General features: G+C 36.7%; 19 protein-coding genes. 1 reads left to right on the forward strand and 18 read right to left on the reverse strand.

Annotated elements, in window-relative coordinates:
- Positions 1–54: 54 nt before the first annotated feature.
- The 18 genes from rpsN to rpsL form a co-directional block, all read right to left on the reverse strand.
- Positions 55–324, reverse strand: coding sequence for a 30S ribosomal protein S14 (rpsN, locus tag BLQ00_RS00370; protein WP_093139304.1), 270 nt, complete (start codon positions 322–324; stop codon positions 55–57).
- A gap of 2 nt (positions 325–326) precedes the next feature.
- Positions 327–878, reverse strand: coding sequence for a 50S ribosomal protein L5 (gene rplE, locus BLQ00_RS00375; protein ID WP_093139305.1), 552 nt, complete (start codon positions 876–878; stop codon positions 327–329).
- A 2-nt stretch (positions 879–880) separates the two neighbouring features.
- Positions 881–1,195 carry a 50S ribosomal protein L24 gene (gene rplX / locus BLQ00_RS00380; RefSeq protein WP_093141825.1) on the reverse strand — a complete coding sequence of 105 codons (315 nt, stop codon included), beginning with the start codon at positions 1,193–1,195 and terminating at the stop codon, positions 881–883.
- Between the two features lie 13 nt (positions 1,196–1,208).
- A complete protein-coding gene (gene rplN / locus BLQ00_RS00385) occupies positions 1,209–1,577 on the reverse strand; it encodes a 50S ribosomal protein L14 (protein WP_093139307.1) in 369 nt (122 codons plus the stop codon).
- A 2-nt stretch (positions 1,578–1,579) separates the two neighbouring features.
- Complete coding sequence (gene rpsQ / locus BLQ00_RS00390) at positions 1,580–1,840, reverse strand: 30S ribosomal protein S17 (RefSeq protein WP_093139309.1); 261 nt, start codon at positions 1,838–1,840, stop codon at positions 1,580–1,582.
- Between the two features lie 19 nt (positions 1,841–1,859).
- A complete protein-coding gene (rpmC, locus tag BLQ00_RS00395) occupies positions 1,860–2,051 on the reverse strand; it encodes a 50S ribosomal protein L29 (protein ID WP_093139310.1) in 192 nt (63 codons plus the stop codon).
- Positions 2,052–2,069: 18 nt separating this feature from the next.
- The gene (gene rplP / locus BLQ00_RS00400; protein ID WP_093139312.1) at positions 2,070–2,489 is read right to left on the reverse strand and encodes a 50S ribosomal protein L16; all 420 of its coding nucleotides are present in this window, start codon (positions 2,487–2,489) and stop codon (positions 2,070–2,072) included.
- Between the two features lie 18 nt (positions 2,490–2,507).
- Positions 2,508–3,227: a 30S ribosomal protein S3 gene (gene rpsC / locus BLQ00_RS00405; RefSeq protein WP_093139313.1), complete on the reverse strand. Its 720-nt coding sequence runs from the start codon at positions 3,225–3,227 to the stop codon at positions 2,508–2,510.
- Between the two features lie 3 nt (positions 3,228–3,230).
- Positions 3,231–3,641, reverse strand: coding sequence for a 50S ribosomal protein L22 (gene rplV / locus BLQ00_RS00410; RefSeq protein WP_093139315.1), 411 nt, complete (start codon positions 3,639–3,641; stop codon positions 3,231–3,233).
- A 6-nt stretch (positions 3,642–3,647) separates the two neighbouring features.
- Positions 3,648–3,926, reverse strand: a complete 279-nt coding sequence (gene rpsS, locus BLQ00_RS00415) for a 30S ribosomal protein S19 (protein ID WP_093139317.1) — start codon at positions 3,924–3,926, stop codon at positions 3,648–3,650.
- Between the two features lie 3 nt (positions 3,927–3,929).
- Positions 3,930–4,754 carry a 50S ribosomal protein L2 gene (gene rplB, locus BLQ00_RS00420; protein WP_093139319.1) on the reverse strand — a complete coding sequence of 275 codons (825 nt, stop codon included), beginning with the start codon at positions 4,752–4,754 and terminating at the stop codon, positions 3,930–3,932.
- 26 nt (positions 4,755–4,780) lie between these two features.
- Entirely contained in the window at positions 4,781–5,071 is a 291-nt protein-coding gene (rplW, locus tag BLQ00_RS00425) for a 50S ribosomal protein L23 (protein ID WP_093139321.1), read from the reverse strand.
- Between the two features lie 7 nt (positions 5,072–5,078).
- Positions 5,079–5,708: a 50S ribosomal protein L4 gene (gene rplD / locus BLQ00_RS00430; RefSeq protein WP_093139322.1), complete on the reverse strand. Its 630-nt coding sequence runs from the start codon at positions 5,706–5,708 to the stop codon at positions 5,079–5,081.
- Positions 5,708–6,319, reverse strand: a complete 612-nt coding sequence (gene rplC, locus BLQ00_RS00435; protein ID WP_093139324.1) for a 50S ribosomal protein L3 — start codon at positions 6,317–6,319, stop codon at positions 5,708–5,710. Before rplC ends, rplD begins: the two co-directional genes overlap by 1 nt.
- Positions 6,320–6,500: 181 nt before the next feature.
- On the reverse strand, positions 6,501–6,806 hold the full coding sequence (rpsJ, locus tag BLQ00_RS00440; RefSeq protein ID WP_010181931.1) for a 30S ribosomal protein S10: 306 nt from the start codon (positions 6,804–6,806) through the stop codon (positions 6,501–6,503).
- Between the two features lie 10 nt (positions 6,807–6,816).
- Entirely contained in the window at positions 6,817–8,949 is a 2,133-nt protein-coding gene (gene fusA, locus BLQ00_RS00445) for an elongation factor G (protein WP_093139326.1), read from the reverse strand.
- A 3-nt stretch (positions 8,950–8,952) separates the two neighbouring features.
- Positions 8,953–9,429: a 30S ribosomal protein S7 gene (rpsG, locus tag BLQ00_RS00450; RefSeq protein ID WP_093139328.1), complete on the reverse strand. Its 477-nt coding sequence runs from the start codon at positions 9,427–9,429 to the stop codon at positions 8,953–8,955.
- A 25-nt stretch (positions 9,430–9,454) separates the two neighbouring features.
- On the reverse strand, positions 9,455–9,829 hold the full coding sequence (rpsL, locus tag BLQ00_RS00455; protein WP_093139330.1) for a 30S ribosomal protein S12: 375 nt from the start codon (positions 9,827–9,829) through the stop codon (positions 9,455–9,457).
- Between the two features lie 232 nt (positions 9,830–10,061).
- On the opposite strand from rpsL, the gene BLQ00_RS00460 reads away from it, so the two are divergent.
- Entirely contained in the window at positions 10,062–11,711 is a 1,650-nt protein-coding gene (locus BLQ00_RS00460; RefSeq protein WP_093139331.1) for a POTRA domain-containing protein, read from the forward strand.
- Positions 11,712–11,790: the final 79 nt, after the last annotated feature.

Consider the following 11,790-nt stretch of genomic DNA (forward strand, 5'->3'; position numbering starts at 1 on the left):
ACCTACAACCAATTTATAATTTACTTTTTAGCAAAGTAGTTACAAACTACAATACTACCAAGAAGCTTTTCTAACTCCTGGGATCAAACCTTGATTAGCCATTTCACGGAATGTTACACGTGAAATACCAAAGGTTCTCATATACCCTCTTGGTCTTCCAGTTAATTTACAACGATTGTGTAAACGAATTGGAGAAGCATTTTTCGGTAATTTTTGTAATGCTTCATAATCGCCAGCTGCTTTTAAAGCTTTGCGTTTTTCAGCATACTTATCTACCGTTTTTTGTCTCTTAACCTCACGGGCTTTCATTGATTCTTTAGCCATCCTTAGTTCTTTTTAAAAGGTAATCCTAGTTCAGTAAGCAATGATTTTGCTTCTTTATCAGTTTCAGCAGAAGTTACAAACGTAATGTTCATTCCTTCAATCTTCTTAACTTTATCAATATCAATCTCTGGAAAGATGATTTGCTCAGTAACCCCTAAAGAGTAATTACCTCTACCATCAAAGCCAGTAGCTTTAATACCATTAAAATCACGAACCCTTGGCAATGCAGATGTAACAAGTCTATCTAAAAACTCATACATACGCTCTCCGCGCAACGTAACTTTCGTACCAATTGGCATTCCTTTACGAAGTTTGAAGGTTGCAACATCCTTTTTAGAAATTGTTGCAATTGCTTTCTGTCCTGTTAAATTAGTTAACTCTTCTACTGAATAGTCAATTAATTTTTTATCAGCTACTGCAGCTCCAACTCCACGAGACACAACGATGCGCTCTAATTTTGGAACTTGCATTACATTTTTGTAGCCAAACTCTTCTGTAAGAGCAGTTATTACTCTGCTCTTGTATTCTTCCTTAAGTCTTGGTGAATATCCCATAACTATACTACTTGATTCGATTGTTTGGAAAATCTAACTTTTTTACCATCTTCCATTTTATATCCTACTCGTGTTGCTTTTCCAGTGTTTGGATCAACAAGCGATAGGTTTGAAATGTGTATTGGAGCTTCTTTTTTTGCAATTCCTCCTTGCGGATTACTTGCACTTGGTTTCTCATGTTTTGAAACCATATTAACTCCTTCTACAATTGCTTTGTTTTTCTCAATCAACACCTTCATTACTTTACCTTCAGAACCTTTATGTTCTCCAGCTGTAACAACAACAGTGTCTCCTGATTTTATTTTAAGCTTTGCCATCTTAGTTTTCATATTAAAGCACCTCTGGTGCCAATGATACTATTTTCATAAATTGTCTATCACGAAGCTCTCTAGCTACGGGTCCAAATACACGTGTTCCTCTCATTTCGCCTTGGGCGTTTAAAAGTACACAAGCATTATCATCGAAACGGATGTAAGAACCATCTGGTCTTCTCACTTCCTTTACAGTACGCACTACAACAGCAGTAGAAACAGTTCCTTTCTTTACTGATCCATTAGGTGTAGCATCTTTTACAGAAACTACAATCTTGTCACCAATAGAAGCATATCTTCTTTTAGTTCCACCTAATACACGAATAGTAAGAACTTCTTTCGCTCCTGTGTTGTCTGCAACTTTAAGTCTTGATTCTTGTTGTATCATGGTTACTTCGCTCTTTCAATTATTTCTACTAATCTCCAACTTTTAGTTTTACTTAAAGGTCTTGTTTCCATGATCTTTACAGTATCTCCTTCGTTGCAGTCATTTTTCTCGTCGTGTGCTACGTATTTCTTCGTTTTCAAAACGAACTTTCCGTACATCGGGTGCTTTACTTTTTTTACTTCAGCAACAACTATAGATTTCTCCATTTTGTTACTAGTAACTACACCAATACGCTCTTTTCTTAAGTTTCTTTTTTCTTCCATCTTTCAGCTGGGTACAAAATTACTGTACTTCTCTTTTAGTTAGTTCTGTCGCAATTCTAGCTATTGATCTTCTGTGAGATCTTAACTGTATTGGATTTTCCAACGGTGAAATGGTGTGAGCCATTTTAAAATCTGAATAAGCTTTTCTAGCTTCAGCAAGTTTCTCTTGTAATTCTGCTGTTGATGATTCTTTTATCTCTGATTGTTTCATAGTGATAATATCAATAAATTAAGCTTGAAAATCTCTAGACATAATAAATTTTGTCTTTACCGGAAGCTTTTGAGCTGCAAGACGTAATGCCTCTTTTGCAGTTTCCAAAGATACTCCTGAAATTTCAAACAAAACTCTACCAGGTTTAACAACTGCTGCCCAATACTCTACTGCACCTTTTCCCTTACCCATACGAACCTCAAGAGGCTTTTTAGTAATTGGTTTGTCTGGAAAAATCATAATCCATAAGGACCCTTCTCTTTTCATAAAACGAGTTGCAGCAATACGTGCAGCTTCTATTTGACGAGCTGTCAAGAAATTTGAATCTAAAGACTTAATACCGAAGGTTCCATATGATAATTGGTTTCCGCGTGCTGCGTTACCTTTCATACGGCCTTTCATTTGTTTACGGAACTTTGTTCTCTTAGGTTGTAACATTTTCTTTTCTTTAAAAAATTACTTTCTGCGACGTGGCTTGTTATTTCCACCTCGACCTGCAGGTGCTTTACCTCCTTTTTTGGCTAAGCCAACTAATGGAGAAAGCTCTCTTTTCCCATATACTTCGCCTTTCATAATCCATACTTTAACACCTAACCTACCATAAGTAGTATGTGCCTCAACTAAAGCATAGTCAATATCAGCTCTAAATGTAGATAAAGGAATACGACCTTCTTTGTACGATTCAGATCGTGCCATTTCAGCACCATTTAATCGTCCAGAAATCAAAACTTTAACACCTTCAGAATTCATACGCATTGCAGCAGCAATTGCCATCTTGATTGCACGACGATACGAAATTCTATTTTCGATTTGTCTAGCAATACTTGACGCTACTAAGTGCGCATCTAATTCAGGTCTTTTAATCTCATGAATGTTGATCTGTACTTCTTTATCAGTAATTTTCTTAAGCTCTTCTTTTAACTTGTCTACCTCTTGACCGCCTTTACCAATAATGATACCTGGACGAGCCGTTGTGATAGTAACGGTTACAAGTTTAAGCGTACGCTCAATAATTACTCTGGACACACTAGCTTTACTTAAACGAGCGTGAATATACTTTCTAATCTTATCGTCTTCGGCTAATTTATCGCCGTAGTCGTTTCCTCCGTACCAGTTGGATTCCCATCCTCTAATAATACCTAGGCGATTTCCGATTGGATTTGTCTTCTGTCCCATTTATTAGTTGCTTTGTGTGTTATCGTTAGCTCCAAGCACGAGTGTTACGTGATTAGAACGTTTTCTTATTCTGTGTGCGCGACCTTGTGGTGCTGGGCGAAGTCTTTTCAACATTGTCCCACCATCTACACGGATTTCTTTTACAAAAAGATCTGCATCCTCTATTGATGCTTCTTCGTTTTTAGCTTGCCAGTTTGCAATTGCAGACAATAACAATGTTTCTAAACGACGTGAAGCTTCCTTAGAACTGAACTTTAAAATATTAAGCGCTTTATCAACTTTCTCACCTCTTACTAAATCCGCCATTAAACGCATTTTTCTTGGTGATGTAGGGCAATTATTCAACTTAGCAAAGTACATTGTTTTCTTTGCTTCCTTGATTTGCTCTGCTCTTTCTCTTTTACGAACTCCCATGGCTTACTATTTTTTTCCTTTATTTTTTGCACCTGCGTGACCACGGAATGATCTTGTTGGCGAAAATTCTCCTAATTTATGTCCTACCATATTCTCAGTTACATATACTGGAACGAATTGACGTCCATTATGCACTGCAATGGTTTGTCCAACAAAGTCTGGAGTTATCATAGAAGCTCTTGACCAAGTCTTGATCACAGTCTTCTTATTAGACTCAACATTTTGTTGTACTTTCTTATCTAACTTAAAGTGAACGTAAGGTCCTTTTTTTAACGATCTTGCCATAGCTTATTTCTTTCTACGTTCTATAATGTATTTATTACTCATTTTAGTCTTAGAACGGGTTCTAAATCCTTTAGCAGGAATTCCGTTTCTAGAACGTGGGTGTCCTCCAGAAGATTTACCTTCACCACCACCCATTGGGTGATCTACAGGATTCATCACTACCGGTCTTGTTCTTGGTCTTCTACCTAACCATCTAGATCTACCTGCTTTACCAGATACTAACAATTGATGATCACTGTTTGAAACAGCTCCGATAGTTGCCATACATGTAACAAGAACCATACGAGTTTCACCCGATGGTAATTTTACTGTAGCATACCTACCATCTCTTGCCATTAATTGAGCAAATGCACCAGCACTACGCGCTAAAACAGCACCTTGACCTGGACGTAACTCTAAACAAGAAATAATTGTTCCTAAAGGAATAGCTGAAAGCAACATTGCGTTTCCAACTTCTGGGGCTACATTATCACCTGAAACGATGTTTTGCCCTACTTGAAGACCGTTTTGAGCAATTATATAACGCTTTTCACCATCTTGATAGTTTAACAAAGCGATAAATGCTGTACGGTTTGGATCGTATTCTATACTTGCAACAGTAGCAGGAACTCCTGCCTTGTCACGTTTAAAATCGATAATTCGGTATTTTCTTTTATGCCCACCACCTATATAGCGCATGGTCATTTTACCTTGACTGTTTCTACCACCAGATCTTTTGTTCGGAGCTAATAAACTTTTCTCCGGCTTATCAGTTGTTATGGCGTCAAATCCATTTACAACTCTAAATCGCTGACCTGGGGTGATAGGTTTTAATTTTCTTACTGACATTTTTGTCTAATTAAATCTAGATTTCTCTAGATGTTGTTGTAAAAATCTATTGTATCACCTTCCGCCACCTGTACAATTGCTTTTTTGTAAGCATTTGTTTTACCAGTTTGAACACCTGTCTTTGTATGACGGGTTTTTCTATCGGGGCGGACATTCATTGTGCGAACTGCAGTAACAGAAACTCCGTAAGTAGCTTCCACTACTTTCTTGATTTCTACCTTGTTCGCCTTTGGGTTTACTACAAATCCGAAGATGTTATTTTCTTCAGCATCCTTAGTAGCTTTTTCCGTAATAATAGGTTTAATTAAGATACTCATCTCGTTTCTATTTACTTAAGTTTGTTTCAATTCCTTCCAAAGAACCTTCAAACAACACAACGCTGTTTGCATTCATTATTTTGTAAGTACTTAAATGTGAGTTGGTTACAACTTCTGTACCTTTCAAATTGCGCGAGGACAAATATACATTATTATTTGAGTCTCCCAACACAAATAAAGATTTTTTGTTTTCAAGACCTAAATTCTTTAAAACAGCAGTAAAATCTTTTGTCTTTGGAGCTTCAAAATTAAGATCCTCAATCACTACAATTGCCTTGTTATTAGCCTTCATTGTTAATGCCGACTTACGTGCAAGACGCTTTAAGTTTTTATTCAATTTGAAAGAATAGTTTCTTGGTCTAGGACCAAACATTCTACCCCCACCTTTAAACAGACCAGACTTAATACTACCCGCACGAGCAGTACCAGTTCCTTTTTGTTTTTTAATCTTTCTAGTTGACCCAGAAATTTCAGCACGCTCTTTTGCTTTATGCGTTCCTTGTCTTTGATTAGCAAGATATTGCTTCACATCAAGGTATACAGCGTGGTTATTAGGCTCAATCCCATACACATCCTTAGAAAGTTCAACCTTTCTACCTGTGTCTTTTCCGTTAATATCTAATACAGCTACCTTCATTATTTCTGAATAGTTAGGTAAGCGTTTTTATGGCCAGGAACACATCCTTTTACCACAAGTAGATTCTTTTCAGCAACTACTTTCAACACTCGTAAGTTTTGTACTTTCACTTTTTCATTCCCCATTTGTCCAGCCATTCTCATTCCTTTGAATACTCTCGCAGGATAAGAAGCAGCACCAATAGAACCTGGAGCTCTTAAACGGTTATGTTGACCGTGGGTCGCTTGACCTACACCACCAAAACCGTGACGTTTTACAACCCCTTGGAAACCTTTTCCTTTAGAAGTACCCGCTACATCAACGAATTCACCTTCAGCAAAATGATCTACAGTGATTGTATCACCTAATTTATAATCCTCTTCAAATCCTTGGAATTCGGCGACTTTACGTTTTGCAACGGTTCCTGCTTTTTTAGCGTGGCCTTCGGCAGCTTTAATAGCAGTCTTTTTGTCATCGAAACCAAGCTGAAGAGCTTCGTACCCGTCAACCTCTTTGGTTCTGACTTGGGTGACAACACAAGGTCCAACTTCAATAACGGTACACGGCATATTTTTTCCGTTCGCGTCAAAGATGCTGGTCATCCCTATCTTTTTTCCAATTAACCCAGACATATTTAATTATTTAGTTATTAATATTAATTCTCTTTATTACTTCTGAAACAAAAACTATTTCAGAAAAAAACAGGGTCAAAATAAATTCAACCCTGAATGTTATTTTGTAACCGTTTTTCCCTCGCACGCAGCTTAGGACATGTCACGCTTCATCTATCGAGAAGCGACTACCTTCGTAGCACTATACTTTAATCTCTACTTCTACTCCACTTGGCAACTCTAACTTCATTAGAGCGTCAATTGTTTTTGAAGAAGAGCTATAGATATCCAATAACCTCTTGTAAGAGCTTAATTGAAATTGCTCTCTACTCTTCTTGTTTACGTGTGGCGAACGTAATACTGTAAAGATTTTTTTATGTGTTGGTAAAGGAATTGGACCTGTAACTACAGCACCAGTACTCTTTACGGTCTTTACGATTTTTTCAGCAGATTTGTCCACTAAATTGTGATCGTAAGATTTTAATTTAATTCTTATTTTTTGACTCATTGCTGAAATATTAATCGTTAGTTCCTCTTGCTGCTTTAATTACTTCTTCTGAAATATTAGAAGGAGTTTCAGCATAGTGTGAAAATTCCATTGTTGACGTAGCACGACCTGAAGATAATGTTCTCAATGTTGTAACATATCCAAACATTTCTGAAAGCGGCACTTCAGCTTTTACAACCTTAGCTCCTGCTCTATCACCCATGTCATTAACTTGACCACGACGACGGTTAAGGTCACCTACGATATCCCCCATGTTTTCTTCTGGAGTAATAACTTCAAGTTTCATAATTGGCTCAAGAATAACAGCTCCTGCTGATTTTGCAACAGCCTTAAAGCCCATCTTAGCTGCAAGTTCGAATGACAATGCATCACTATCCACAGGGTGGAAAGATCCGTCTGTTAATGTCACTTTTAAACTATCAACCTCAAAACCTGCTAAAGGTCCGTTTATCATTGCTTGCTTAAATCCTTTTTCAACTGAAGGGACAAATTCCTTAGGAACATTACCACCTTTAATTTTATTTTCGAATGTCAATCCTTCTGGAGCATCAGCATCAGCTGGACCTAATTCAAATACAATATCAGCAAACTTTCCACGTCCACCAGATTGTTTCTTATAAACCTCTCTGTGTTGCGCAGTACGCGTTACAGCTTCTTTATACTCAACCTGAGGTTGTCCTTGGTTAACTTCAACCTTAAACTCACGTCTTAAACGATCTACAATAATATCTAAGTGAAGCTCTCCCATTCCAGAAATAATAGTCTGTCCTGAAGCTTCATCAGTACGCACTTGGAATGTTGGATCTTCTTCAGCCAATTTTCCTAATGCCATACCTAACTTATCAACATCTGCCTTAGTCTTAGGCTCTACCGCGATACCAATTACTGGATCCGGGAAGTCCATCGATTCTAAAACGATTGGATGCTTCTCGTCAGACATTGTATCTCCTGTTTTGATATCTTTAAATCCAACAGCTGCTCCAATATCTCCTGCTTCGATAAAATCGATTGCATTTTGCTTATTAGAGTGCATTTGATAGATACGAGAGATACGTTCTTTTTTACCTGAACGGTTGTTCAAGATATAAGAACCTGCATCTAAACGACCAGAATATGCACGGAAGAAAGCCAAACGTCCTACGAAAGGATCGGTAGCAATCTTAAACGCTAATGCTGCGAAAGGAGCATTTACATCTGGCTTACGAATTTCTTCTTTATCAGTATCTGGGTTAATCCCGATGATACCCTCTTTATCTACTGGTGATGGCAAGTAACGACAAACAGCATCCAACAAGAATTGAACCCCTTTGTTTTTAAATGATGATCCACACACCATAGGAATGATAGACATATCCATTACAGCAGCACGAAGCGCAGCATGCACCTCATCTTCAGTAATAGAATCTTCATCCTCCATATATTTTTCTAATAGAGTTTCGTCATATGCAGCAACTTCTTCAATAAGTTTTCCACGTAGCATTCTTGCTTCAGCTTTCAACTCATCAGGAATTTCAACGACATCGAATGTTGCTCCAAATGATTCATCATGCCAAACTACAGCACGATTCTTCACTAAATCAACAATACCTTTAAAATCTCCTTCGTCACCAATGTTCAATACGATTGGCACAGCATTAGATTTCAACATATCCTTCACTTGCTGACAAACAGCTAAGAAGTTAGACCCTTGACGGTCCATTTTGTTTACGAAACCAATACGTGGCACTTTGTAATTATCAGCTAATCTCCAGTTTGTTTCAGATTGCGGCTCAACACCATCTACTGCACTAAACAAAAACACCAAACCATCTAATACACGTAATGAACGATTTACCTCAACAGTAAAATCTACGTGACCAGGAGTATCAATAATATTAAAGTGATAATCTTTAGTATCATCAACTGGTTGTGCATTTTCTAAAGGAAACTTCCAAGTACAAGTAGTTGCAGCAGAAGTAATTGTAATACCTCTTTCTTGCTCTTGCTCCATCCAGTCCATTGTTGCAGCACCATCATGTACTTCACCAATTTTATGACTTACACCCGTGTAGAAAAGGATACGTTCAGTAGTAGTGGTTTTACCAGCATCAATATGCGCAGCAATTCCAATATTTCTTGTAAATTTTAAATCTCTTTGTGCCATTTTTTAGAATCTGAAATGTGAGAATGCTTTATTTGCTTCGGCCATTTTATGAGTATCCATTCTCTTTTTAACTGCCGCACCTTCTTCTTTTGCTGCAGCAAGAACTTCACCTGCTAATTTTTGAGCCATCGACTTTTCGTTTCTTTTTCTAGCATAAAGTATTAACCACTTCATTGCTGTAGAAATCTTACGATCAGCACGTATTTGCATTGGAATTTGGAACGTTGCTCCACCAACTCTACGACTACGAACCTCTACGTGAGGCATTACATTAGATAATGCGTCTTTCCACATCTCTAATCCTGTTTTTTCGTCGTCTGTCTTTTTTTCTTCTACGATATCAATTGCATCGTAAAACACTTTAAAAGCAACCGACTTCTTTCCATCCCACATTAAGTTATTTACAAAACGTGTCACCAATTGGTCATTAAACCTTGGATCTGGTAAAAGCGGTCTCTTTTTTGCTGCTCTTTTTCTCATGTCTTCTTTTTAAAAGTTTTAAAAATTACTTTTTAGGGCGTTTTGCACCATACTTAGATCTACGTTGTGTTCTTCCTTCTACACCTGCGGTGTCTAAAGCTCCACGAACAATGTGGTATCTAACTCCTGGTAAATCTTTTACCCTTCCACCTCTAACCAATACTATCGAGTGCTCTTGTAAATTGTGTCCTTCACCAGGGATGTATGCGTTTACTTCCTTACCGTTTGTCAATCTAACCCTTGCTACTTTACGCATTGCAGAGTTAGGTTTCTTAGGCGTAGTCGTATATACACGCGTACACACACCTCTTCTTTGAGGACACGAATCTAAAGCAGCCGATTTGCTCTTCTTGGTTATTTTGGCTCTTCCTATTCGTACTAATTGTGAAATTGTTGGCATATAAAATATGTATTACACTTTTTTAAAAATAAAATACCCCTTTTTTAGGGTTGGCAAATGTAGAAATAAAAATCTACTAATCAAACCTTAATCCACTAATTTTAAGAACTGTTTGATTATTTTTTGAAATAGATATGAAAAACCAAGATGTAACGTTAGTTTTACAGACGAAACATCAAAGCATTTGAAACGCAAATTTAACTCCTTTTTATTCCTATATATATGCACTTGTTTGTTTTTAACAGCATACGCGCAAAATTTAACCCTTTCTATAAAAGGTGAAGTTGAAATTTCTGAAACCTTAACCGATTCATTACAAAAAGAAAAAACCTTCAATTCATATAAAGCGCTCAAAGCCGAAACAGATTCTATTTTTATTCGATTGCAGAAAAAAGGGTTTCTAGAAAGTAAGCTTCAAAAAATTGAAAAAGAAAACGACTCCTTATATAGTGCCCATTTTTACTTCGGAAAAAAATACAGCTCTATTAAAGTGTATTACTCAGAAGAAACCTTCAGTAAAAGAGAACTGTCATTGGTCTCTTCTGAAATTACCGACCAATATTTCATCCTTCCTTTCGAATTGATTGAAGCAGCCCTTCAGAAGTTAAACAATATAAAATCTGAAAATGGAAACACTTTCGCCAAACTAAGTTTGAAAAACATCTCCATAGAAAATAACACTATGCTAAGCGCCTCTTTAGCTTCAGACAAGGGAGTAAAGCGAACAGTCGACTCTATTGCCGTAAAAGGCTATGAAAAATTTCCGAGGTCTTACTTAAAACATTACGCAGGAATTAGAAAAGGAAAAACATTCAGTAAGAAAAAAATAAACTCTCAAAACGAACTGATAAACAACCTTCCGTTTGCTACTAGCATAAAAGCCCCTGAAGTTTTGTTCAGAAAAGATACGACCGTTGTATATTTTTACTTAAAAAAAAGGAATGCTAACCAGTTTGACGGTGTGATTGGTTTTGCCACAGATGAAGAAACCCAGAAACTTCAACTTAATGGATATTTAAACCTAGAACTCAACAACAATCTAAACTACGGCGAGCAGCTCCTTATTAATTATAAAGAGGATGGGGACGAACAAAGAGACATTAGAGTAAAAGCCAGTTTGCCCTATTTATTTAAATCGCCTTTTGGTGTTGGACTTGAACTCAAAATTTTTAGAAGAGACAGTACTTTTATTACTACAGAGCAACAAGCTAGAGTTACCTATCAAATAAATCCAACGTCTAACAGCTATATAGGATACAAGGGATATGAATCTAGCAACCTCCTTGATGAAACTGCGACAGGATCACCTATTGAAGATTTCACTTCTAAATTTGTGACTGTTGGAGCTTCCTATACCAAATCTCAAAGCAGTAGCCTGTTCCCTGTTAAAACATATTTTTCAATAGACACCGAAATAGGTTCTAGAGATTTAAAAAATACAAGTGACGATCAAATAAAACTCTCTACAATTGTAAATCATATTTTCAATCTTAATTACAAGAATTCATTTTTTATTCAAAACAGCACCAACCTATTAATTAGTGATAATTATTTAACAAATGAATTGTACCGATTTGGAGGAATTACAAACATGCGGGGGTTTAGTGAAAACAGCATAGACGCTTCTTTATTTTCTGTATTGAACACAGAATACAGGTATCAATTCAATACCGGACTATACCTTCATAGCATCATCGACATTGGTTATTTTGAAAACCAAACCTTAGACCTCAAAGAAAAATTATACAGCTACGGAATTGGATTAGGGCTAGAAACAAAAGCAGGATTACTACGATTAAATATTGCGAACGGGACTTCAGAAAACAAATCTTTTAACTTCTCAAACACAAAAATCCATCTTATACTTTCTTCAAGATTTTAAGATAAAAGCTGTCAATTACCAATACTTTATAACAAAATTTTAAGATAAAAAGTTGTTTTATTAACTTTTTATTAAGATT

This window comes from Ulvibacter litoralis (assembly GCF_900102055.1).
In the GTDB taxonomy this organism is placed as follows: Bacteria; Bacteroidota; Bacteroidia; order Flavobacteriales; family Flavobacteriaceae; genus Ulvibacter; species Ulvibacter litoralis.